Here is a 23,194-nt window from a genome sequence, read left to right as displayed (position 1 = left end):
CCGCGACCGCCGGGTTCGCAGGTGGGAAGCGTATGGCATGGTGGATGGCCGAAGGGGCATGAGTCGGCCTCAGACCATCATCGCAGGTGGAAATTGCACATCGACCTGCAATCCGTGCGGCGTGCGGTTGTGGTAGCTCACTCGCGCGCCATGCCACTCGGCGATGCGCTCCACGATGGCAAGCCCCAGGCCCGTACCCATGTCGGTGGCGTCCGGCGCGCGGAAAAAGCGTTCGCCAAGGCGAGCAAGCAGTGCATCGGGAACGCCCGGGCCATCGTCTTCGACGCGAAGACGCACGCCATCGCCCGGCAGTGGCACCAGTCCCACCGTGACATGGCTGCCCCGACCGGCATAGCGCAGCGCATTGTCAATCAGGTTGTCGAGCAGTTCCTGCAGGCTCGACGGATCGCCATCGACCCGCAGCGGCCCCGGCGTTCCTTCGTAGCCAAGATCGACTTCCGCGGCCAGCGCCTCGCTGACGCGCAGGCCCACTGTTTCAGGCACCAATCGGGCGAGGTCCACGGGCAGGTGCGTCGCCGGGAGGGTGAGTGGCGATTGCGCGCGCGTCAACGCCAGCAGCTGTGCGCAGGTGCGCGCGGTGCGCAGGGTCAGCTGGCGGATATGGCCGAGCGCATCGCGCAGTCTTTCGGGGTCGTCGTCCTGCACCGCCCCTTCGACATGGAGGATCAAGCCCGCGAGCGGCGTGCGCAACTGGTGCGCGGCATCGGCGATGAAGCGCTCGTGCAATTCCAGCGTTCCCCTCAGGCGCGCGAAGAGGCCATCGATGGTCCGGGTGAGGGGCAGGATTTCCATCGGCACGTCGGCCTCGCCGATCGGCGTGAGGTCGTGTTCGCGGGCCGCAAGTCGCTCGGTGAGCGGCTGCAGCACGCGCAGGCCATAGTTGACGCCGAACCAGACCAGCGACAGGACCGCCACGATCAGCAGGCTCTGCAAGGGCACGGCCAGCAGCAGGATCTCACGTGCGCGGCGGTGGCGGTCCTGCAGTGTCTCGGCCACGCTGATCGTCAGCGTGTCGGCAGGATTGGCCTGGGGGTGGATGCTTATGATCGCAGCGCGCAGGGAGTGCGGGCCCAGCCGGGAGTCGAACAGCACCGGTGCATTTCCCGCCTTGGGTGCCGCCACTTGCGGGAACGATGCGTTCTGCTCCAACAGGCCATGCAGACTGCTGCGCACGCTGAAGAAGCTGCGTCCATCCGGATCGTATTCCAGCAGGAACCGGGCCTGCGGCGAGAGAGCGCCGTCGAGCCGGTTGTCCTGCAACAACTCGGCGAGCGACTCGGCGTCACTGCTGAGGTCCCGGTCATGGATCCGGTTGGAATAGGCCAGCGCCACGCCGTAGGTAAGCAGCGCATCGAGCAGCAGCAATACCCCCACCGGAATCAGCAGGAAGGCCAGCAGGCGACGGCGCAGGCTGGGCTGCGTCTGTCGCGGCGCGTCCAGCACTTGCTCAGCCACCGGCCTTTTCCTCTTCGAGCAAGTAGCCAAGCCCCCTGACGGTGCGTACGCCGGTGCCGCACCCGCGCAGTTTGCGCCGCAGGCGGTACACGGCGATGTCCAGGCCGTTGTCGGTCAACTCCTGGTCCCAGCCACAAAGGGATTCGATCAGCTGGACCCGACTGGTCAATCGTCCGGCCCGGGTCACGAGTGCCGCCAGCACACCGAATTCGCGGGCGGTGAGGTCCAGGTCCTGTTCGCCGATCCAGGCGCGGCGTCCGGAGAGATCCACGCGCAGCAGCCCCAGCCTGAGTTCGGGTGCGCCCCTGCTCGTTGCACGGCGCAGCAGCGCGCGCACCCGTGCCTTGAATTCATCCAGCGCGAACGGCTTGGCCAGGTAGTCGTCGGCTCCCAGGTCGAGTACCCGGACGCGTTCGCGCAGGCCTTCCCGCGCGGTAACGACAAGCACGGGGATTTCACCGCCCCGGCGGCGGACGCGAAACAACAGTTCCGCCCCGTCAAGCCGCGGTAGTCCCAGATCCAGCACCAGCAGATCGTAGGCGGTGTCCTGCAGCGCAGCCTCGGCCAGGCTGCCGTCGCCCACCACGTCCACGGCATGGCCCTCGTGCCGCAACGCAGCGGCGACGCCAGCGGCGATCGACGCATCGTCCTCGACGATCAGCACGCGCATGACCGGTTCCATCGAAGCGGCAGGGACATCGCGCGGGGTAATCCCGGGCGCGCCCTTCGGGAGAGTTCAAACATCGACGCAGTCTCGCTGGCCGGTTGCACATGACTGCCTTGGCAAGGCAGGCCTCGGCGAGGCCGCCTTCACAAGGCACGTCTCGGGAGATGCATGCATGCTGCGCTGCCACGCTTAGCAGCGGCTTATGGATGCGGCGGCCGCCTCCAGGTCCTAAGCGCTGCGTAAGCAACGCCTTGCAAGCTGCCGCACCACCCTGCGGGAGAATCGAATGCATCGCGCGTCCCTCGGCACCCTGGCGTCCGCCGCCTTGGTCCTGCTTCCGCTTTCCCTGCCTGCGGCGCATTCCGCCACCGCACCGTCCCAGCCGTATCGCGTGCTTTCACGCATGCCGATGCCCGGCGACGGCGGCTGGGACTACCTCACTTTCGATGCTGCCCACCGGCACTTGTACGTGAGCCACCAGGACAGGGTGCTCGTCGTCGATGTGGACAGGCATAAGCTGCTGGGTACGATCGAAGGCACGCCGGGCGCCCACGGCATCGCGATCGACCCGGAGCGAGGCCGTGGCTTCACGAGCAATGGCCGCGCCGATTCCGTCACCGTCTTCGACCTGGCTTCGCTGAAGACGCTGGCCACGGTGAAAGGCACCGGCGCCAATCCGGATGCGATCCTCTATGACCCCGCCTCGCACCATGTTTTCACCTTCAACGGAAAGGGGCATTCGGCCAGCGTGATCGACCCCTCTGGCCCTATCGTGAAGGCGACGATTCCCTTGCCGGGCAAGCCGGAGTTCGCGGTCAGCGACGAGGCGGGCCACGTGTTCGCCAACATCGAGGACAAGTCCGAGCTGGTTCGGCTGGATTCGCTGCATGACAAGGTGACGGCCGTATGGAACCTGTCGCCGTGCACGTCGCCCAGCGGACTGGCCATCGACCGCAAGCACCACCGGCTGTTTGCCGTATGCGAGAACCGCACGATGGCGATCGTATCCACCGATAGCGGGAAGGTCGTCGCGACGGTGCCCATCGGGGAGGGCCCGGATGCGGTGGCATTCGACCCGGATACGGCGGTGGCGTACAGCTCCAACGGTCAAAGCGGCACCATCACTGCCGTACACGAAGACGATCCGGGCCATTATTCCGTGGTCGCGACCATTCCCACCCAGGTCAGCGCAAGAACGCTTGCCCTCGATCCGTTGCATGGGCGTCTTTATCTCTCCGCGGCGACGTGGGCGAAGGAAAGCCAGGCGGGCATGCGGCGCACGGTCGTGCCGGGAAGCTTCAGTCTGCTCACCGTCGGCAAGCCGTGAATCGGTAGTGCGCGCCGGAAGGGCGCGCCGCCGCTGCCGAGAAAGCCTGGCGAAAGGCCCAGCTAAGTCAGACCAAAGGCCGCGGCCCTAGCGTCGCGTGGTCTGGCGCCGTTGCGCCGTGAAAGGGCGTTGCCATGGCTATCTTGCGTGCGTGGGTGATCCTGCTCGCCCTCGGTTTTTCCGGCAGCGCGATCGCTTCCGGCGGACCTCTGGGCATCGATCACCGCCTGCATTACGACAACAGCGGCATCTGGAAGCGTGGCGACCAGAATGCCCTGATGTATGGAACCATCCTGACCGTCGCCGGTGGCGCCCTGGCGCTGGGTGACCAGGACAAGCTGGGCGACACCTTCTGGCGTTCCGCCGACGCGATGGTGGTCGCAGGCCTGGGTGCACAGGCGATGAAGTACACCTTCCAGCGCGAGCGGCCTTCACAGACGGACGATCCCAACAAGTTCTTCGCCGGCACCCATGCGCAGAGTTTCCCCAGCGGCGAGGTGGCGGCCATCTCTGCCGCGGTGACGCCCTTCATCGTGAACTATGGCGATGAGCACCCGGCCGTTTATGCGCTTGCCTTGCTTCCCGCCTATGACGCGGTCGCACGCATGAAGGTGCGGGGACATTGGCAAAGCGACGTGCTGGTGGGTGCGGCGCTCGGGGTGGGCGTCGGGATCTGGTCCGCCCACCGCGATTCGCCGCTGATCCTCAGCTGGCTACCTGGCGGCTTCCAGGTCGGCTTTGTCCATCACTTCAAGTGAGCATCGGCCGGTAGCGCCTCCGGGCGTTGGCTGTCCTGTGGACGGCGCACGAGCTTGCCCTGTTTGAAGAGCTCTGCGGCGACCTGGTAGTAGGCAGTCGCGTCATCGATATCGCCCGGGCTGCCTGCCTTCACGGGGGCCGCGTCGCCGGTCACGAAGTCCGGCCGGAACTGCTCGACCTTCTTCTGCGGTTCGAGGATGGTCAGCAGGCCGCCGCGCAGGTAGCCGAGCTTTTCGTAGGTCGCAGGGAACGCGCGCTCACGTCCGGGCTGCAACTGGAAGATGTCGTATCCGAAGAACCGGCTGCGATAACTGAAGTTGAGCAACCCGAGCAGCGTGGGCGGGATGTCGATCTGGCTCATGAAGCGGCCTACCCGCCGTGGCGTGATGTGCTTTGGCGAATAGATCCAAAGCGGGATGTGATAACGGTTGACCGGGATGCTGACCTTGCCCGAACTGGAGGCATCGTGGTCGGCGGTGATGACGAACACCGTGTCGTCGAAGTACGGCTTGGCGCGGGCTCGCCGGATGAAGTCGGCGATCGACCAGTCCGTATACGCCACCGCACCTTCGCGCGAGCCTTGCGGGAAATTCACCCGGTCCGCCGGGAAGGTGAACGGGCGATGGTTGGACGTGGTCATGACGTGCAGGAAGAACGGCTTGCCTTCACGGTGGATCTTGTCCATCTGGCCCAGCGCCAGCGTGTAGAGGTCCTCGTCGGCGACGCCCCACACGTTCTCGTGGTGGATGGTGGCGTCCTTCGGAATGTCCTTGCGGTCGACTGCGATGTAGCCGTTGTGGTCGAAGAAGTAATTCATGTTGTCGAAGTAGCCGTAGCCACCGTAGACGAACTCCGACACGTAGCCGCGGTCGTTGAAAATATCTGCCAGCGAGAATAGGTTCTCGTTGTGCTTCATCTTGATCACCGAATCGCCGGGCGTCGGCGGGATCGACAGCGACAACGCCTCGAGTCCGCGCACGGTACGGGTACCGTTGGCATAGACGTTGTCGAAGAACAGGCTGTCCTTGGCCAGTCCGTCCAGGTACGGGGTGATCTCGCCGTGGCTGGCGCCCAGGGTCGTGAGGAAATCGGCCGACAGGCTCTCCACGCTGATCAGCACCACGTTCAGGTGCTTTTCGGGACCGGGGTTGCGGATCGCGCGGGTGAGGTCGTGGGGATCGTTGCTGATGTAGCTCGCCTCCGGCGTGAGCAGGCCGGCACGCACGCGCGCGAAGGCGTCCCGCTCAGGCAGCGTGCGATAGAAGTGCGCATAGTCCAGGTGGCTGCTGCGGAAGGCGGCGAAGAACTGGTAAATGCCGTTGCCGGCAAGCTCGTTGACGAAGTTGTTGCCCGTGCGGTCCTTGAGCGTGGCGTTGATGCCCGCCACCGAAAGCACCGTGAGCACCAGCCAGATGCCGGCCACGGCGCCACGGCCGGCAAAGCGGCTTCCAGCATCGCGGGCGCGCAGGCCGCGCCGGTTCAACCACAGAATGGCAAGCGCCAGCACGCCAATCAGCGTCATCCACAGGCCTACGGGATAGGACTCGCGGATGTTGCCAATCACCTCGGTGGTGTAGACCAGGTAATCCACCGCAATGAAGTTGAAGCGCACGCCGAATTCGTCCCAGAACACCAACTCCGACGCGGCCACGAACAGCAGGCCGAAGATGGTCGCCAGGTACAGCACGGCCAGTGCGATGCGGCCGCTGCGGCCGTTGTAGGCCAGTGCCGGCAACGGCAGCAGATAGATGAACACCAGCGCCAGTGGCCGGATGTCCGAGGCGCTCACCCGCCACAGCGCATGCAGCACCACCCAGCACAGCCCGTAGGCGATTACCAGCGCCAGCAGCCAGAAGGCCCAACGCAGCGGGGTGCGGATCAAGGCCCGGTCGGTCGGCACGATCCACAGGAACAACATCAGCGGCCACGCCACGTAGAGCAGCGTGATCAGGTCATAGCACGCGCCGACGCCGAACGCATACAGCCACAACAGCGGATCGAGTGGCACACCGCTGCCGGTCATCGCCAACAGCACGATGCGGGTGGCCGCACCCATCACCAGATAGGTAAGCGCCAGCCACCACAGCGGCCGGAAGCGCTGCTTCAGCTTGGGCGACCAACCGGGAAGACGAAACATGGGGTTCTCCGCTGTAAAGATGGACCGGCGCGGCCCACGATTGCAGGCCCACTGCAGGCTCCATCCATGAGCCGCTGGCCTGCCGGCTAGTAATCAGGTGCGAGCTGCAGGCGCCGGGGGCGTCGACTGTTAAAACGGCCATCCTTACATGGCTCTCTTAGCTGCCACTTAAGCAAGGGTGCCGCACCTCGGGATAGCCTGATGTCGACACTTCAAGTGCCTGGCCGCATCCATTTTTCACCCGGTTCCGTAGCGCTGTGGCCGCCCACGAGATCAAGAGGCCAGGAAACGCTCGCGCAAAGCCGGCCCTCGTTGAGCTCAAAGGCCAGTGTCAGCCCCAGGGCATCGGCAGCGGCACGCGCCAATGCCAGGCCCAGGCCGGCATGGCCGGCACTCGGCGGGTGCTTGCGCCAAAAGCGTTCGGCCAGCCTGGCGACGTCCTCCGGCTCCAGTTCGGGTGCATCGTTGTCCACCATCAACATGGAGTCATGCAAAACCACCCGCACCAGGTCGCCAACCGGCGCATAGGCACAGGCGTTGGTCAACAGATTGCCTGCCACGACTTCGAGCAACGCAGGGTCTGTTCGCAGTGCCAGCGGTCCGGAGGTTTCGTCTTGCAGCCTCACGATGGGTTGATGGGCCCCGGCGTGTCGCTGAACCTGATGCTCGACCCAAGGCGCCAACGGCAGCCACTGGTACTGCGGACGATCCACTCCTGCCTGCAAACGACTGAGCAGCAACAGAGCCGTCACCGTGGCTTCGAGCTCCGCTCCGATGTGCCCGACTTCGGTAAGCACGTCTTCGCGGGTTCGTCCGCTGGGATAGCGCAATTCAATTTCCGCCAACGCACGCAGCTCTGCCAGTCGGGTGCGGGTTTCGTGCGCCAGGCCACTGGCGAACTGGCGCTCCCTGGCGAGGCCTTCGTCCATGCGGGCAAGCACGTCGTTGAATCGGCTGACCAGTGGATCGAGTTCGCGTACACCGCTCACGACGAGGCGCTGCCCCGGGGCATTCGGGCTGATATCGCCCATGCGTTCGACCAGCGCAGCCATGGGCCGCAAGCCTCGTCGCACGCTGACCGGCACCACGATCAACGCAATGCCGATGGCGAGCAGCGGCCCGAGCGTAAGGACCCAATCGACACCCACCAGCATGGCATCGACGGCGGCGCGGTCTTGCTCGAACAGCAACTGGCATTGTGCCGATTGCCCCTCTCCTGCCTGCACTGCAGGCTCATCGGGCTCGCGCGACGGTTCAATGGACAGCGTCAGTTGTACTGCCCCGATATGGCGACCGCTTGCCCGCATGTCGAAGAAGGTGGGTTGCTCGGCGGTCGAGGCTGGCCAGGTCGTTGGCGTCACGGGCGGTCGCTGGCGGCTTTGCAGGGGCGAATGGCCTTCGCAGCGGAGGTCGTAGTAGGTCTGGCCGTCGTTGATCAGCGTTCCCTTCGAGATGGCCTCGCCTGCTTCGGTGGTAATGCCGTTTTCCTCCAGCTCCATCATGGAACCCAGCGCAACGGCCTGGGTCAGCAGGTTCTGCCGGAAGCGCAGCTCCAGGTCGTGGTCGATCCGCCAGTCCATGAAACGTGCGCCGCCACCCAACACCAGGAGGCTGGTGATGACCAGAAGGGAGGTGATGCGGGCGGTCAAGGAAAGGGGTTTCATGGCTTTGCCGTCATGCGATCAGGTACCCCGCGCCACGGCGCGTTTCGATCAGCCCGCCCACGCCCGCGGCGTCGAGCTTGCGCCGCAGGCCGAACACCAGCACCTCCACGCTGCGGTCGGACACCTCGCTTTCGCTACCCGAGATCCAGTCCAGGATCTCGGATCGGGTGAAGGCCCGGCCACGGTGGCGTAGCAGCAGCCCAAGCAGCGCAAGCTCCCTTGGCGTAAGGTTCAACGGTTCGCCATCCACGCTCGCACTGTGCGCGCGGGGATCCAGCGCAAGCGCGCCATGACTGAGCACGAGCGGTTGCGCCTGGTTGGGACGGCGCGAGAGCGCATGAAGCCGTGCGAGCAGTTCATCGAATGCGAAGGGCTTCATCAGATAATCATCGGCGCCGGCATTCAGGGCCTCGACCCGGTCGCCGACCTGGTCGCGTGCCGAGAGCACAAGCACGCGAGGGCGCCGTCCGGATGTTGCCATGCCGCGCAGTACGCCGATTCCATCGAGGCGGGGCAGCATCAAATCGAGCACCACCAACTCGTATTCGTACGTGCCCAGGAAGCTGCGTGCCTCCATGCCATCGGCAGCGGCATCCACCGTGAATCCTTCACCGCGCAGTCCTTGTTGCAACATTTGCCGGAGGCGTTGGGAGTCTTCAACCAGCAACAGCTTCATGTGCGCATCCACGTGTCAAAGCAGGGCGGGTCTGGTCATTGGTGCGAAGTGGCCAGTCCACGATGATCGGCCCAACTCGCCGTAAGAGCCAGCTAAGCCAGCGTCGCCTACACTCGAATCCATGCGAAAACCACACCCTGGGTGGGCCGTCCGAATGGCGCCAAACGATAGCCCATCTACCGCACGCATGCGCCGTCTTCGCATCGCCCTTCTGATTGCCGCACCTCCGCTGCTGGCCAGTTGCGCAACCTACCGCCCCCTGCCGCTCGCCGACGTCAGGGGTGCCGATAGCGTTGCCGATCTGGCCGTGCCGGCCGAGGGCTTGCGATTCCCGGCAGGCAGCCCCCACCGCTTCGATCCGACCGATGGCCTGGACGTCACCGAGACCGCCACGCTGGCGGTGGCCAACAGTCCGGCGTTGAAACTCAAGCGGGACCAGCTTGGCGTCGCGCGGGCGCAGTCGTTCGCTGCAGGCTTGCTGCCCGACCCGCAGCTGAGCGTCGGGAAGGATTTTCCCGTGCACTCCGGACCGGGCCTGACCAGCGCCTACAACCTGGGACTGAGCGAAGACCTGGGTGCTTGGCTGACCCGCTCCTCGCGCGTGTCGGCGGCGCGCAGCCAGGCAAGCCAGGTGAGCCTGGAGCTGTTCTGGGATGAATGGCAGGCGGTGGCGCAGGCGCGCCTGCTGTTCGGACAGGTGCTGAACCTGCGCGCGCAAGCGGTGCGGCTGGATGCCGAGCGGGCGGCGCTGGCACCGGTCAGCGCCTATGTTCGCAAGGCTTTGCAGGCGGGCAACCTGACCTACGATGCGGCGAGCGCCGGGCTCAATGCCGTCTCGGATGTCGAGCAACGGTCGGCGGCCAACGCGCTGGCGCTGCACCAGGCCGAGGCGGAACTGCGCCGCCTCATCGGCCTTGCACCCCGCGCGCCCTTGCCGCTGTCGGGGTCGCCCTACGCGCCGCAGCCGACCGACGCGCAGATGGATGGCGCACTGGCGGATCTGCCGCACCGGCGGCCCGATCTGCTGGCGCTGCAGGCCGGTTACCAGGCGCAGGAGGCGAAACTTCGCGGCGCGATCCTCGCCCAGTTTCCCGCGCTCGTGCTGGGCTTCAACCAGGCCCGCGATACCAGCAATATCACCACTCGAGGGTTCTCCCTCGGCATCACGCTGCCGCTGTTCGACCGCAACCGGGGCAATATCGCCATCGAAACGGCGACCCGCCAGCAGCTTCGTGACGAGTACGCCGCGCGCCTGCTCAGCGCCCGCAGCGACGCGTGGCGCCTGCAGGCGGATCTGCAGACACTCGCCAACCAGCAAGCAGGCCTGCGCCGTCATGCCAGGGCGCTGGATCAGGCCCGCGCATCGGCCGAACGGGCATGGCACGCCAACCTGCTCGATTGGCCCACCTACCTTGCCATCCGCAGCAACGCACTGACCGCCGACCTCGACCTGCTAGCGGTCGAGCAGGAGCGCGAAAAGCAGGCGATTGCGCTGGAGGCACTGCTGGGCAACACGGACATTCCCATTCCTACCGCTGCACAGGCGAGCCAGCCATGAACCGCTTCCGTTTTCTTTCACGCCTGGCATTGCTCGCCCCCGGCTTGCTGCTCGCCGCCTGCGGAGGAGGATCAGGCGGGGGCGATAACGCCTCCGGCGGCGCGGATCAGACCGTCGCGGTCACCACCACGATGCCGCGGCAACAGGTGTTCCACGACACGGTGGAGGCCTGGGGCTCGGTGGACCCGCTGCATCCGGTCACCATCAACCTCGCGCACGCCGGACAGGTCACCGCGTTGGCCGTTGCCCCCGGGCAGGCAGTCAAGCGCGGAACGACGCTGCTCACGGTCACGCCCGACCCGGCCACGCGCAGCGCCTTCGTGCAGGCGCAGAACGCCGCGCGCACGGCGGCAGGCGACCTCAAGCGAATTGAGCAACTGGCCGCAGACCGGCTTGCCACCCAGTCGCAACTGGCCGGCACGCGCAAGGCGCTGGCCGACGCGAGGGCGGCACTCGAAGCCCAGCGTGCCCTGGGCGGCGCGAACACGCGCGAGGAGGTCAAGGCGCCGCTCGACGGCGTGGTGACCACCCTCCAGGTGCAAGTCGGCGAACGCTTTGCCGCCAATGCGCCGCTGCTTGCCTTCACCCCGACCAACGCGTTGCTGGCCCGCCTGGGCGTGCAGCCTCAGGACGCCGCGAAACTGCGCGTGGGCCTGCCCGTGCAATTGCGCGAGGTGTTCTCGGAAGGGCACGACATGCCCGCACACCTGAGCATGGTGGGCAAGGCGATCGACCCCACCAGCCGTCTCCTGCCGGTGCTGGCCGAGGTTCCGGCCGCCAGCGCCACGCCGATCGCTGGCACGGCGCTGTCCGCGGTCATCCAGACGGCCGACTACCGAGCATGGGCGGTGCCACGCGCCGCTGTGCTGCATGACGAGAAGGGTGATTACCTGTTCGTCGTCGAGCATGGCAAGGCGCGCCGCGTCGCGGTCACGTTGCGCCATCCGGAGGGTGAGGTCGTTGGCGTGCAGGGCGCGCTGGAAGCGAGCAGCCAGGTGATCGTGCAGGGCGTCTACGAATTGAATGACGGTGACGCCGTGCACATGGCCCCGGCCGAGGGTCGCGCGAAGTGAACGTCTCGCTGTGGATGCAGCGGCACCGCCGCTCGCTGTTGTTCCTCGCCCTCATGCTGACCCTCGGCGGCCTGGCCAGCGCGCTGCGCATGCCGGTGGCGCTGTTTCCGAACGTGGCGTTCCCGCGCGTGCAGGTGACGGTCGACGCGGGCGACCGTCCCGCCGACCAGATGGCGGTCGAAGTGACCCGCCCGGTGGAAGAGGCGATCCGTCGCGTACGCGGCGTGCGTGACGTGCGCTCGACCACCAGCCGGGGCAGCGCTGACATCGCGATCACCTTCGACTGGGGCTGGGACATGGCCGCCGCGCTGCAGGAGGTCAATGGCGCGGCCGGCCAGGTCCTGCCGCAGCTGCCTGCCGGCACCCAGCTCTCCACCCGGCGCATGGATCCGACCACCTTCCCCGTGCTCGCCTACAGCCTGCGCTCGCACACGCTCTCGCCCAGTGCATTGCACGACCTGGCCGAGTACCAGCTGCGCCCGTTGCTCAGCGGCATCACCGGCGTGGCGCAGGTGAACGTGCAGGGCGGCGAGGTGGCCGAATTCCATGCCGACGTCGATCCAGCACGCCTGCGCGCGACGCACTTGAGCGTGGCCGATGTGGCGACCGCGGTCGGCCATGCGGCCACGATCCAGGCGATGGGACGGGTTTCGGACCACTACAAGCTGTTCCTGCTGCTGGCCGACAACCAGCCACGCACGGTCGCGGCGCTGCGTGGCATCGTGCTGCGCGCCGACGCGCGCGGCGTGGTGCGTCTGGGCGATGTCGCCACCGTCAGCCTGGACCATGTGCCGCAGTGGATTCGCGTCAACGCCGATGGCCAGAACGCCGTGCTGCTGCAGGTCTACCAGCAGCCCGACGGCAACAGCGTACAGATCGCCAAGCAGGTCAAGCAGCGCCTGTCTGACTACGCGCCGCAGATGCCCGCCGGGGTGCGCGTCGCCAACTGGTACGACCAGACCCAACTGGTCACCGGCGCCGCCGCCAGCGTGCGCGACGCCATCCTGATCGGCATCGTGCTGGCCGGGCTCGTGCTGTTCGTGTTCCTGCGCAACACGCGGGTGATCGCGGTCGCCCTGATCGTGGTGCCCGCAGTGCTGGCGATCACCGTGCTGCTGCTGTCGGTGCTCGGCATGAGTTTCAACATGATGACGCTCGGCGGCATGGCGGCCGCCGTCGGGCTGATCATCGACGACGTGATCGTGATGATCGAGCACATCATGCGCCGCCTTAATGAAGGGGAGGGCGCGGTGCACGAGCGCGTCGCCGGCGCGGCCAACGAGTTCACCCGGCCGCTCAGCGGCTCCAGTGCGGCGACCGTGGTGATCTTCCTGCCGCTAGCCTTCCTCTCCGGTGTCACCGGCGCCTTCTTCAAGGCGCTGTCGCTGACCATGGCCAGCGCGCTAATCATTTCCTACCTGCTGACCTGGGTGGCGGTACCGTTGCTGGCCGAGCGCTTCCTCGACGAGCGTCACCGCACCGAGCACCCGCCTGGGCGTTTCACCCGCGGCATGATGCAGCGCTACGAGCGCACCCTCGAAAGCTGGATCAAGCGCCCGCTGCTGGCCTTGCTGCTGGTGGTGCCGCTGGTGGTGCTCGGCGGCCTGGCGTACACGCGCGTCGGCACCGGCTTCATGCCCAGCATCGACGAGGGTGGTTTCATCCTCGACTACCTGTCCAAGCCTGGCACCTCCCTGGAAGAGACCGACCGGCTGCTAAACCAGGTCGAAACCATCATCCGCGCCAATCCCTACGTGGACACCTACTCGCGCCGCACCGGCCTGCAACTGGGCGGTGGCCTGACCGAAGCCAACCAGGGCGATTTTTTCGTGCGCCTCAAGAACGGCTCGCGTCCGGACACCGAACAGGTGATGGAACAGGTGCGTACGCAGGTCGAACAGAAGGTGCCCGGGCTGGACATCGAGCTGTCGCAGCTGATGGAGGACCTCATCGGCGACCTGGTTGCCGTGCCCCAACCGATCGAGGTGCAGCTGTACAGCGATGACACCGAACAGCTGGACGCGACCGCCCGCAAAGTCGCCGACGCGATCGGCAAGATCAACGGTGTCGTGGGCGTGCGCGATGGCATCAACCCGGCCGGTGACGCGCTGATGGTACAGGTCGATCCGGTCAAGGCCGCGCTGGAGGGACTCGATCCAGCCGGCGTGGTCGACCAGGTCGGGGCGGCGATCGATGGCAGCGTCGTGGCGCGGTTGCCGGTCGGCAGCAAGGTCGTGGGCGTGCGTGTGCGTCTGCCGCTTAGCGCACACCAGCGGCTGGAGCAGGTCGCTTCATTGCAGATCCGTGCGCCAGATGGTCACCTGTTCCCGCTGTCGCGCGTGGCGACGCTCAAGCAGGTGCAGGGCCAGCCGCAGATCACCCGCGACAACTTGAAGCGCATGGTTGCCGTGACCGGACGCATCAGTGGTCGGAGCCTCGGCTCGGCGATAGCCGACGTAAAGAATGTGCTGGCCAAGCCGGGCGTGCTGCCCAAGGGCATGTTCTATCAGCTCGGTGGCCTCTACCAGCAGCAGCAGGAAGCGTTCCGCGGGCTGACCATCGTGATGGTGGCGGCGATCGCGCTGGTGTTCACGCTCTTGTTGTTCCTGTACGAAAGCTTCCGCGTCGCGTTGGCGATCCTGGCGATGCCATTGCTGGCGATCCCGGCGGTGTTCCTGGGCCTGTGGCTGACCGGTATCGAACTCAATATTTCGGCGATGATGGGCATGACCATGATCGTCGGCATCGTTACCGAGGTGGCGATATTCTACTTCTCCGAGCTGCAGGACATCCCGGACGACGCGCCGCTGCACGATGCCTTGCACCAGGCCGGCCAGCACCGCACCCGGCCGATCCTGATGTCCACGCTGGCCGCGATCCTGACCCTGCTGCCACTGGCACTGGCGATTGGCCAGGGCTCGCAGATGCAGCAACCGCTGGCGATCGCGATCATCTCGGGCATGCTGGTGCAGGTCCCGCTGGTGCTGCTGGTGATGCCGGTGCTTTACGCACGGCTCAAGCGGCCTTGGCGGCGCAAGCATTGAGACAATGAGCGCCAGGCTGAGAAGGAAGTCGCGCGTCTGTCGGGGCAAGTCGCGGCACTCGAAACGTCGCTCGCGAAGGCCAGTCTCATCAGCAAGACGAAGCGAACTTCGCGATCGCCCGGGGCGTCGAAGAGTGCGCGGACCAAGAAGCCGAAGTGAGACCCTTGACGGCCCCACCTATGCGGTTCTTGTTTGGCAGCTACCACGGCCGCTATACCGCGCGGCGGGACATATCACCCACCCCTTAGCCTGGCAACCACGCAAGCACCCATGAGGCCATGAAGCGCTGAAGGTACGACTGGAACTTGTGTGGCGAGGAGTCAACGCGGCAGCAACACCACGCGGCACAACGAGGCAGGGAGACGGAAGCAGGGCTAACCGACGAAGCCCCCGGAAAAGGAGTTGAGGTACCGCAGGACGTCCTCGGTCCGACCTGCCTGGATCAACTCGAATGCGGTTTTGTACTTGAACGCGGCCAGCGGCTCATCGAGCAGCCACGCGGCGGGCAGCTCAGCATCACAGGAGATACCCCTGGCAGCATTCAGGACACGCACGGTATTGCATAGGAACGTCTGGACTTGTGAGGACTGCGGGCGCTCAATGAGGGTCTCGTAGGAAACTCCAATTGCGATAGCCAGCTCCTCCAGAGAGAAGTTCAGCAGTTTGGTGACATCTCTCGGGGATAAGAGATCGTCGCCAGGCTTGCCTGGTAGGGTGCAGTCGGTCAAGGCGATCACCGTTGGGTCCAAGCCTGTTGGGTTATTGTGCACCAGGTTTTGCTCAGCGCCTCGTTGCAGCCCCGTTGTCCGGCCCGTCCAACGCTGCGCGAGACATTGCGCTAATGCGAGCCGTACAGATCTGCCGGCAGACACCTGCAATCCGGGTGCAGGGAACCACTGGTGCAGCTGCACTTATGTTCGGTGGCTGTGCAGTTAAGTCATGTGGAGTGCAGCAATTGAGTAAGGCTTTAGAACCGAGATCCGGGTTGACCACCGGCGGATTCCATAACAACACGTGCTTGTCGCCCGAGGGCGCTCCGCTTTCCGTGATGGCGGTGACCGGGTGCTCGATCAGCGCCTCGGCGTGCTCCCTGGGGTTGCCGATGGTCGCCGAGCACAGGATGAACTGCGGAGTGACGCCGTAGAACGCACAAACGCGTTTGAGCCGCCGGATCACGTTAGCCACGTGCGAGCCGAACACGCCGCGATAGGTATGCACCTCATCGATCACCACGTAGCGCAGGTTCTCGAAGAACTGCGCCCACTTGGTGTGATGCGGCAGGATCGCCTGGTGCAGCATGTCGGGATTGCTCACCACGATGTCGCCGTGCAGGCGGATCGCCTGCCGGGCATCGCCCGGCGTATCGCCGTCAAAGGTGAACGCCTTGACCCCAAGCTCGCCCGCCTTGTTGAGCTCCAGCAGCTCGGCGACCTGGTCCTGCGCCAGCGCCTTGGTCGGAAACAGGTACAGCGCCTTGGCGCCTTGCTGCTTGGCGGCACTGATGACCGGCAGGGTGTAGCAGAGCGACTTGCCGGAGGCCGTCGGGGTCACGATTGCCACCTGGTCGCCGCGCTGCGCCGCAGCCCAGGCCTCGGCCTGATGGCTGTAAAGCGCCTCGATGCCGCGCGATCGCAGCGCCTGGGCAAGCGCCGACGGAAGACCCGCGGGCAAGGGCGCGAACGAGCCCTCGCGGCCGGGCACAACGAAGGCACCGGTAATGCGTTCGGCATACCGCTTGGAAAGGCGCTGGGCGAGCGCACGGCCGTCACTGGGGCCGCGTAGTACCAGATCGTCAGAGGCCTGGTATCGGTCTGGAAGAGCGTTCAATGGAGGAGCCGCCTGTGTTCTTTGGCGGCAGTACATCGGCAGGGCGTCTCGCCAGGTGAGACTGTCAGGCTCTCGGGTGCATGAAGCTCAGAGGAGGTGCCATTGTCCGCGCGCCTTCGACATGCGGTCGGTATGCTGGTTCTCCCGCGCCGGAGCCTTCGCCATGTGTTACTCCGCCCAGATCAAGGCCGACTACGTCCGCTACGTGCGCCACTTTGGCGCCACGATCAGTCTGCAGCGCTTTACCGAACTCTTCTGGGAACGCCGCCGGGATGGCACGTGGACCAAGATCCCGAAGGCCTTGCGCGAGAGCTTCCGGCATCCTGATAGCGAAGCCGGGTTTGAGCTAGCCAAGCTGGTGGCCGAAGGGGATCGCGAGTTGGAGCAGCGCTATCGGGAGGATTTGGCGGCCCAGCGGGAGCGCCTTTCCAAGGCAGAGACGGTACTGGCTGGCCCAAAGCCGACCAAGAAGGCGGCTGAGGACAAACGCATCGCGACCAACAAGATCGCGGCGACAGAGGCCAACCTCGCCTCACTCAACCGGCGCGAGCTGGTCGACGACGATGCCCGTATCTACCCAGGCTCGTATGCGCCGGTGCTGATTGAGCGCGATGGGCAGAGGTTCGTGGTGCCCATGCGCTACCAGTGCCGCATGCCCGGCTGGAGTGCCGCTGTGGAGCGCAAATATCCCGGCACCTACAACGCCAGGCGCGACAAGTTGGAGGAATCCTGGGGCCAGCTCTTCGGCTACCGCCACGGCATCCTGGTGATCACCCGCTTCTATGAGAACGTGGCTCGCCACCGGCTGGAGGGCAGAGAGTTGGCGCCGGGCGAAAAGGAGGAGAACGCAGTACTCGCCTTCGACCCCCAGCCGCCTCAGGACATGCTGGTGGCCTGCCTGTGGAACGTGTCCAAGGGGGCGGACAACGGCTCCGATCTCTTCACCTTTGCCGCCATCACAGACGAGCCACCGCCTGAAGTCGCGGCCGCTGGCCACGACCGCTGCATCGTCCCCATCAAGCCCGAACACGTGGATGCCTGGCTGAATCCGGCAGTGGCGCCGCGCGAGGCGCTGTACGCCATCCTGGATGACCGAGCGCGGCCGTACTACCAGCACCGGCTCGCGGCTTAGCCTGCCCGCGCTTGGGTAGACGGCGTAAAATTGATCCATGAACGAGCCCACCGCCGAAGGCCGCCGCCGCTATCCGCACACGCACGGGTATTTCCCCGACCCGGAGCAGATTGAGGCTGCTCCGGACCGAGAGTTGCCCTGCACCTGCACAAATGGGTGCCCGAGCCGCTGCGCCGGTGAGTGCGGCTGCAAGGCGTGCGAACAGGCCTTTGCCGAGTTTTGCGATGTGGCGGGCTTCTACGGTCCCGGCGAGTTCGATGAGGCCGCCGCGCTGTCGGCCTACCGGGAGGTGCACGTGCATGGCGGCGTTCCTGGCGGTACTGACGCCTGAAGCCGACGCTGTAGTCGGGCATTTGCGCGAGCGCTGGGACCCTGCAGCGCAGCGCGGACTCGGCGCGCACATCACCCTTCGCTACCCGTTTCTCCCGCTCAGGGCGCTGAGTACGCGCGATCGAGAGATGTTGACGGACGCGGTCTCCTCGGTGCCCAGCTTCCACTACACGCTTGCGCGCGTTTCCACTTTCCCGTCGACAATCTTCCTCGACCCGGAACCGGTGTCACCGTTTGCCGCCTTGCGTTCCGCGGTGGATCAGGCGTTCGAGCGGCGACTGCCGGGGGATCCGTTCCTGCGGTATGCGCCGCATCTGTCGGTTGCACGCCAAGTACGGAAAGACCGCACAGAGGTCATGGAAGCGCTTGGCGCAGCTCTGGCCGGCAGCGGTGGTGGTGCGATTCACGCAACCTGCAAGGCGGTCGTGCTGCTAGAGCGAACAGGTGGCGGCCCATGGCAGGTACAACTGGACTTGCCGCTCGGCCAGCCTCGCCTTGGTTGAGGGAACCTGGCCCCGCCAGGGACCATGCACCTTCATGCCATCGGGCCTTGCGATCGAGAGACGGTGTGCTACTAGGCAGTGCGCGGAAGAAGTATCGGTGTTGCCCTACAAAACGGGGAGCGGGCGCCTGATAGGCGGCCAATGCAACACGCAACAAGCTATGGCTGCCCCGCGAGTCAGGTCCAAGGCGACAGGGAGTCAGGCGCGAGCCGACGATGGGATGTCCAGGCGCGGACCGATGACCGGGGTTCCTTCCTTTTCTTGAGCATGACCATGCGGTTTGTCTTTTCCGTCGAAGAGAGCGCTGTGGGCTGGCGCGTGCGTGAAGGTAAGTCCGGTGTCGCCGAAGGGCTCACCTTGGGCAAGGCCATCAAACGTGGGCGACAGCTAGGCCGCGAGCTTCACGAACGCACGGGGTTGGCGGTCACCGTCGAGTTGGTCATTCCCGAGAAGACGTTGCTGTTGGCGCAGTATCCGCGTCAGATCAGGGAAGCGACGGCCGCGGCCTAAAGCTTGGGGTGGGAGGCAGCGAGTTGCCGTCAGCCCTTAGCCCAAGAGGCGGTTGAGGATGGTGGCCAAGCGCAATCCGGCCTGTCCCAAGCGCTGCTCGACCACCGGGCGCCACACACGCACGTATTCGACGCCGACCTTGCGGGACGGGTAAAAGCCCGGCGAGCCAACCAGTGCTCCGCTCTCGTGAACCCAATCCTCGACGTCGCCACCGGTCGGCGCATGGGGTACGTCCATCTCAACTCGGCGCGCCAAATCGGTCGTTGCCAGCCCGAACGTCTCGATCAGCCCCGTGTCCCAAATGTGGTGCAGGTTCGATCCGCGTCCCTGCCAACGCACCTGATACGTATTGCCGCCCTTGTCGTCGCCGTAGCCAGCATGTAACGGCTGGTGGGCGTCACCCACCAGGTGGACCACATAGCGCAGTGCCTTTGCCCGATCCTCGTCTGAGGCATGGCGGTTGCCCAGCACCAGCTCCTGACGTTTCAGCGCAGCAACCAGGCACTGGTCGCCGCCGGGACATTGCTCGGGCGTGTAGTGAAAGTCCGAACCGCGAGGAAAATTGACGTAGTGCCACTTGCCCGTGGCGGGGTTGCGGTGCTCGTCGGCCCAGGAGGCGATGGATTCCAACGTGGCGCTTGGCTCCAAGCTGAGCAGTCGCTGGATTTCCGCGTGGGCGGCGGGCGTCAGGTGATCGGCAGCAATCCGGGCGACGACGGCATGGCCGTCGCGACCCCATGCGTAAAGTTGGGTGGCAGGCAGGAGGAGGGCGAGAGCCAACAGGAGGCGTGTATTCATCACGCCATGGTAGCGGCTGGTCGACAGGACCTCGGCGCCAGGCAGCGCATTTGGGGCCGCGCAGGTCTAGCGCGTACGGGCTGCAATGAGTTGCTGCAGGTAGGCGATCCCCTCCTCTTCCGGAAAGAAGGTCACGACGTCCGCGACTGTCAGGCCGTAGCGCTTCCTGAGGGCGAGAAACTCTTCCTTTGCGAGTTCCATGGGCGTCTTGGAAGGGCGGCTCGCATCAAGGGCCGCCAGTTCGGCCTGAAAACGGCGGAAGGCGTCGGTGGGCATGGTCATTAGCGCATTCTCCCATGCGGCTGGAACGGTGATCACTTGATCGGTGGTGCCGGTGAGAGGCAAGCCGGCCTCGAGGACGTCAAGACCCCAGATTCAAGGTACGGCGCGGGCTAGGTGGCCAATCTCGCGTTGTGAGCCAGACTGCATGGTAGCTTTGAATTCTGTCCCAGAAATCAAATTAGCATGAGCACGTCCAGCAACAACCGCGGGGGCATCCGCCCCGGTGCCGGCCGGCCCGGCGCGCCCTCGCAGCGTATCCGCGTCCCCGAACCCCACGTGCCCGTGGTGCTTAGTTTGATCGAACGTCTGCGCAAGGAGGACGCCGAGGGCATCGAGCACCTCGGCACCGTCGCCGAGGCCAGCCGCTGGCTGCTCCGCCACTTTACCGAGGTGCCGTGTGGCTTTGCGTCCCCTGCGGAGGACTACGAAGAGGGCCCGATCGACCTCAACACAGTGGTGATCGATCCGCATCACCGCGAGGCGACCTACCTGGTCCGCACCAAGGGCCACTCGATGACCGGCGCGGGCATCCATGACGGCGACGAGCTGGTCGTCGATCGCGCCCTTGAGCCGCGTAATGGCTCCATCGTCATCGCCGTGTACCAAGGCAAGGCAACCTGCAAACGCTTGCGCTACATGGCGAACGGGCGCCCCTACCTGAAAGCCGAGAATCCTCACTACGAGGATCGCGTCATCGCCGAAGGCGACGAATTCGAGATCTGGGGCGTGGTTCGGTACGCCTTACGCAAGCTCATCTGATGGCCACTCGCTTCGCAATCGTGGACGTCAATGTCTCTATAGGCGGTTGTACGACCCCATGCTTCCCTGTGTTCCCACCGTCGTGCTCTCCAGCGGCGGTGGTTGTGTCGTCGCGCGATCGGCAGATCGTTGACGATCTCCACATCTCCATGGGACCGATCATCTTTAATGAACATGTATAGATCGTCGATCTCATCCAAGGGGGACCGGTGCGTCATCTACGACATGACGCACCGAGCCACCGCGCCGTGGGCTTCCCAATCCGAACTTCGGCCCCCAGCTCGTCGCGGGATTCTCAATGCAGGAAGCCACGGGCGACCGCCGCTGTGGCTAATCGATGATGTCGGTAGCGAATATTGCTGTGGGAGTATTGGCTTGAGCGCGGATTACAGGCCAGTAGAACGGCGTGTCTCGCCATCCCTTCTCCCCCTTGCCCTCTTGGCGAAGCAAGAACAGGATCGGGTGATTTACCGCGTACTGCTTCGCAAGCTGGCCTTCGGTTTTCTCTGAATCCGGGGTTTCAATGTATTTGGCGTGGGAACTGGCTCCGGCGAGACGAGCAGAGTTGCGATCTTTCGCCGCCCACAGCCAAACCAAGCCTCGCTTTGCTGGATCCGGGTGTTGCGCGCTGAGGTGCGCGAGTGCGGCATACGCTGCCTCCCAATCAAACGGCGAAGCGTCGTCTTCGTCCTCGAAGCGTAAGGTTGGCTCGATCAGGCGCAGCAATTCGTGCGCAGTCGCCACGGGGACCAGAACGGGTTGATCGGCATCAAAACCGACGAGCGTTTGAACCTTAGCATCGAGCTGTTCAATGGCCCTGCCGATGCCCGCGGCACCAGTGCGGAAGCCGGTCTGGAAGCCTATCGGAAGCAAACGTTTATGCGGTCGAAGGGTTTGCGTGGTGGAAACCAGGATCTTGTTGGGGCTGCAGGGCACGATGCGGCCGTTCTGCGCCTTACGAATGAATTGGACGGCCTTGTCACCGCCGGCCTCGATGGCCGCGCGTAGGGAGGCATCGAACTCCTCCATCAACTGCATAGCCGAGCGAATGGGCATCGAGGTATAGAACCGGGTCACCGCCAGATCGTCCCGCCGATAGCCATACATACGCGAGTGCTGAAGCACGGTGTCCTGCTGGAACTTGTCCGGTCGGCGACCGTAATAGAAGCCAATCAAGTTAGCGAGCGTGACGCCACGATCCAGCACCTGTCCGCCGAGGAAGATGTTGAGTGGACTGCGGAGCTTGAGCTGGCCGGTGTCGTCAAGCATGTCGGACACGTTTTCTTCGGAGTTGACCTTGAGAACGGTGATGTGGTCGTCGGTCAATGCTTCGACGACAGCTGCAAACGCCGCCGCGAAAGCAGGAACTGGTTTCCCGTCCAGCCTCAGCGAGCGAGACAGATCGTCGTAAGCTCCTTGAATCAAGTCCCTCAGCAGGGACAGGCCATTCTCTGCCGCTTGCTTCAGCTGAGCTATCAGCGCCAGGGTCAATCGTTCCTGCCAGTCGTGCGCGTCCTTTCCGGCCTCGGAGTGCAGCAGGAAGGAGTAGCGCAGCTTCTTCGGCCTTTTACCGGCATTGATCCCGTTGATACGCTGGATGCAGCCTCCGACGAGGAAGGTAACCAGCGCCATGCGATAGCCCTCAATCTGCTTGGCGGCCAACGCGTTCTCCAACTTGAACGCGCGCGCATCGGGCTTCTTAAGTCGCTCGAATTCGCGGTGATCAACCCGGTAGTGGATCAGGCTTTCTAGCGTTTCGTTCGCACTGCGGGTTGGCTCGCCGAAGTAGGTGTCGCCACCCACGTAATCCGACGGAACTGGCACCAGCTTGGTGAAGGCCGGCCGCATGGGCTTGAACTCCAGCACATTGTCCACCTCTACTTCCGTGGGCTGGAGGTAGAGCGAGTACGGGGTCGCGGTGACCTGGAGGAAGGACACATTGGGAATGACGGACCGCAACTCGCTAATCTGAGTAGCAATCTTGTTGGCTTTCTTTACATCTCCCTTCTTCGAGTAGCCGATAGAAGCGCTGTCGGCCTCGTCGTCCACGATGATGACGCGCTTGGAGGCCATCTTGGGGTGCTTTTGGAACAGCTCGATCAGGCGACGCAGGTTATCGTCCTGCTTCTTGGCTACGAAGATCAGCCTCGAGTCGAGCTCGAAGTTACCGAACGCCTTGGGTGCAGTCATAATGTCGTAGATGTCGACCTCACCGTCGTCGATGAACGCTGCGAACTCGCTGCGCAGGCGCTTGTAGGTTTGCTGGATCAGGGCTTTGGAGTTCTTACTGAGGACGATGGCGATATCGAAGCCGTTGTCGAACGCCAGGGCGAGCACGCTGATGAAGGTGCGCGTCTTGCCGCTTTGGACCTTACCGAGCAGCATGCCGGGGCGGTCAGATGTGGTGGCTGTTGTCAGTAGCGCAGCGACTGTCTCTTCCGCACAGCGGAATGTGTCCTGGCTGAAGGTCTGATTTGCATCTTTGTATTGCTGATAGAATGGGTAGGTCGTCTGGAGATCGTTCGTCATGGCGTGCTCGGGCTCCATATCCGATATTGGCATGGCTTATGCCGAGGGGAAGTCGTCCGAAAGTGCACGTTCGGACCGATCTCCAGGCCGTAGCGTCAGACCCGATGATCGGCGTCCTTGCTCTTAGCTCCCCTGGTCGCCCA

Annotated in this window: 19 protein-coding genes and 1 pseudogene; 10 read left to right on the top strand and 10 right to left on the bottom strand. The window is 64.8% G+C overall.

Features of this window, described 5'->3' with window-relative positions; all coding sequences use genetic code 11:
• Nucleotides 1-69: 69 nt before the first annotated feature.
• Together RHOOR87_RS0100640 and RHOOR87_RS0100635 are read right to left on the bottom strand one after the other, a co-directional pair.
• Nucleotides 70-1,476, bottom strand: coding sequence for a sensor histidine kinase (locus RHOOR87_RS0100640; RefSeq protein WP_007508515.1), 1,407 nt, complete (start codon nucleotides 1,474-1,476; stop codon nucleotides 70-72).
• Nucleotides 1,469-2,146, bottom strand: coding sequence for a response regulator (locus tag RHOOR87_RS0100635; protein WP_007508512.1), 678 nt, complete (start codon nucleotides 2,144-2,146; stop codon nucleotides 1,469-1,471). Before RHOOR87_RS0100635 ends, RHOOR87_RS0100640 begins: the two co-directional genes overlap by 8 nt.
• 283 nt (nucleotides 2,147-2,429) lie before the next feature.
• On the opposite strand from RHOOR87_RS0100635, the gene RHOOR87_RS0100630 reads away from it, so the two are divergent.
• Nucleotides 2,430-3,470, top strand: coding sequence for a YncE family protein (locus tag RHOOR87_RS0100630; protein ID WP_007508510.1), 1,041 nt, complete (start codon nucleotides 2,430-2,432; stop codon nucleotides 3,468-3,470).
• Nucleotides 3,471-3,604: 134 nt separating this feature from the next.
• Nucleotides 3,605-4,228, top strand: coding sequence for a phosphatase PAP2 family protein (locus RHOOR87_RS0100625; protein ID WP_007508508.1), 624 nt, complete (start codon nucleotides 3,605-3,607; stop codon nucleotides 4,226-4,228).
• Here the strand turns inward: RHOOR87_RS0100625 and RHOOR87_RS0100620 are convergent.
• The 3 genes from RHOOR87_RS0100620 to RHOOR87_RS0100610 form a co-directional block, all read right to left on the bottom strand.
• A complete protein-coding gene (locus RHOOR87_RS0100620; RefSeq protein WP_007508505.1) occupies nucleotides 4,216-6,366 on the bottom strand; it encodes an LTA synthase family protein in 2,151 nt (716 codons plus the stop codon). The genes RHOOR87_RS0100625 and RHOOR87_RS0100620 overlap by 13 nt on opposite strands.
• A 212-nt stretch (nucleotides 6,367-6,578) precedes the next feature.
• Nucleotides 6,579-8,030 (bottom strand): ATP-binding protein, encoded by a 1,452-nt coding sequence (locus RHOOR87_RS0100615; protein ID WP_027483949.1) that lies wholly within the window; start codon nucleotides 8,028-8,030, stop codon nucleotides 6,579-6,581.
• 10 nt (nucleotides 8,031-8,040) lie between these two features.
• A complete protein-coding gene (locus RHOOR87_RS0100610; protein ID WP_007508500.1) occupies nucleotides 8,041-8,706 on the bottom strand; it encodes a response regulator transcription factor in 666 nt (221 codons plus the stop codon).
• 187 nt (nucleotides 8,707-8,893) lie between these two features.
• Here RHOOR87_RS0100610 and RHOOR87_RS0100605 point away from each other — a divergent pair, with 187 nt between their 5' ends.
• From RHOOR87_RS0100605 to RHOOR87_RS0100595, 3 genes are read left to right on the top strand one after another with little or no spacing between them, the layout of a single operon-like run.
• The gene (locus RHOOR87_RS0100605) at nucleotides 8,894-10,264 is read left to right on the top strand and encodes a TolC family protein (RefSeq protein ID WP_007508499.1); all 1,371 of its coding nucleotides are present in this window, start codon (nucleotides 8,894-8,896) and stop codon (nucleotides 10,262-10,264) included.
• Nucleotides 10,261-11,337 (top strand): efflux RND transporter periplasmic adaptor subunit, encoded by a 1,077-nt coding sequence (locus RHOOR87_RS0100600; protein WP_027483948.1) that lies wholly within the window; start codon nucleotides 10,261-10,263, stop codon nucleotides 11,335-11,337. The genes RHOOR87_RS0100605 and RHOOR87_RS0100600 overlap by 4 nt, the downstream gene beginning before the upstream one ends.
• The gene (locus tag RHOOR87_RS0100595; RefSeq protein WP_007508495.1) at nucleotides 11,334-14,381 is read left to right on the top strand and encodes an efflux RND transporter permease subunit; all 3,048 of its coding nucleotides are present in this window, start codon (nucleotides 11,334-11,336) and stop codon (nucleotides 14,379-14,381) included. The genes RHOOR87_RS0100600 and RHOOR87_RS0100595 overlap by 4 nt, the downstream gene beginning before the upstream one ends.
• 374 nt (nucleotides 14,382-14,755) lie before the next feature.
• Here the strand turns inward: RHOOR87_RS0100595 and RHOOR87_RS18880 are convergent, their stop codons facing one another.
• Nucleotides 14,756-15,109: a DNA-binding protein gene (locus tag RHOOR87_RS18880; RefSeq protein ID WP_155950892.1), complete on the bottom strand. Its 354-nt coding sequence runs from the start codon at nucleotides 15,107-15,109 to the stop codon at nucleotides 14,756-14,758.
• Nucleotides 15,110-15,344: 235 nt separating this feature from the next.
• Nucleotides 15,345-16,208 (bottom strand): annotated as a pseudogene (locus RHOOR87_RS18875) (DEAD/DEAH box helicase); the annotation flags it as partial.
• Nucleotides 16,209-16,371: 163 nt separating this feature from the next.
• Between RHOOR87_RS18875 and RHOOR87_RS0100580 the strand changes: the two are divergent.
• The 4 genes from RHOOR87_RS0100580 (at nucleotide 16,372) to RHOOR87_RS0100565 (ending at nucleotide 18,683) form a co-directional block, all read left to right on the top strand.
• The gene (locus RHOOR87_RS0100580) at nucleotides 16,372-17,340 is read left to right on the top strand and encodes an SOS response-associated peptidase family protein (protein ID WP_007508488.1); all 969 of its coding nucleotides are present in this window, start codon (nucleotides 16,372-16,374) and stop codon (nucleotides 17,338-17,340) included.
• 37 nt (nucleotides 17,341-17,377) lie between these two features.
• On the top strand, nucleotides 17,378-17,671 hold the full coding sequence (locus RHOOR87_RS0100575) for a hypothetical protein (RefSeq protein WP_007508486.1): 294 nt from the start codon (nucleotides 17,378-17,380) through the stop codon (nucleotides 17,669-17,671).
• Nucleotides 17,640-18,173, top strand: a complete 534-nt coding sequence (locus RHOOR87_RS19555; RefSeq protein WP_007508484.1) for a 2'-5' RNA ligase family protein — start codon at nucleotides 17,640-17,642, stop codon at nucleotides 18,171-18,173. The genes RHOOR87_RS0100575 and RHOOR87_RS19555 overlap by 32 nt, the downstream gene beginning before the upstream one ends.
• 261 nt (nucleotides 18,174-18,434) lie before the next feature.
• Nucleotides 18,435-18,683, top strand: a complete 249-nt coding sequence (locus RHOOR87_RS0100565) for a hypothetical protein (RefSeq protein WP_157781445.1) — start codon at nucleotides 18,435-18,437, stop codon at nucleotides 18,681-18,683.
• A gap of 36 nt (nucleotides 18,684-18,719) precedes the next feature.
• Here RHOOR87_RS0100565 and RHOOR87_RS0100560 read toward each other — a convergent pair whose 3' ends face one another.
• The gene (locus RHOOR87_RS0100560; protein ID WP_007508480.1) at nucleotides 18,720-19,481 is read right to left on the bottom strand and encodes a S1/P1 nuclease; all 762 of its coding nucleotides are present in this window, start codon (nucleotides 19,479-19,481) and stop codon (nucleotides 18,720-18,722) included.
• 66 nt (nucleotides 19,482-19,547) lie between these two features.
• The gene (locus RHOOR87_RS0100555) at nucleotides 19,548-19,763 is read right to left on the bottom strand and encodes a hypothetical protein (protein WP_007508478.1); all 216 of its coding nucleotides are present in this window, start codon (nucleotides 19,761-19,763) and stop codon (nucleotides 19,548-19,550) included.
• Between the two features lie 183 nt (nucleotides 19,764-19,946).
• Here RHOOR87_RS0100555 and umuD point away from each other — a divergent pair, with 183 nt between their 5' ends.
• Nucleotides 19,947-20,522 carry a translesion error-prone DNA polymerase V autoproteolytic subunit gene (gene umuD, locus RHOOR87_RS0100550; protein ID WP_007508477.1) on the top strand — a complete coding sequence of 192 codons (576 nt, stop codon included), beginning with the start codon at nucleotides 19,947-19,949 and terminating at the stop codon, nucleotides 20,520-20,522.
• 330 nt (nucleotides 20,523-20,852) lie between these two features.
• Here the strand turns inward: umuD and RHOOR87_RS0100545 are convergent, their stop codons facing one another.
• Nucleotides 20,853-23,051, bottom strand: coding sequence for a Z1 domain-containing protein (locus tag RHOOR87_RS0100545; protein ID WP_043292126.1), 2,199 nt, complete (start codon nucleotides 23,049-23,051; stop codon nucleotides 20,853-20,855).
• Nucleotides 23,052-23,194 lie beyond the last annotated feature (143 nt).

The sequence above is a fragment of the Rhodanobacter sp. OR87 genome, from assembly GCF_000473345.1.
In the GTDB taxonomy this organism is placed as follows: Bacteria; Pseudomonadota; Gammaproteobacteria; order Xanthomonadales; family Rhodanobacteraceae; genus Rhodanobacter; species Rhodanobacter denitrificans.
The sequence above is the reverse complement of the archived record's forward strand: the minus strand, read 5'-3'. Positions and strand labels throughout refer to the sequence as shown.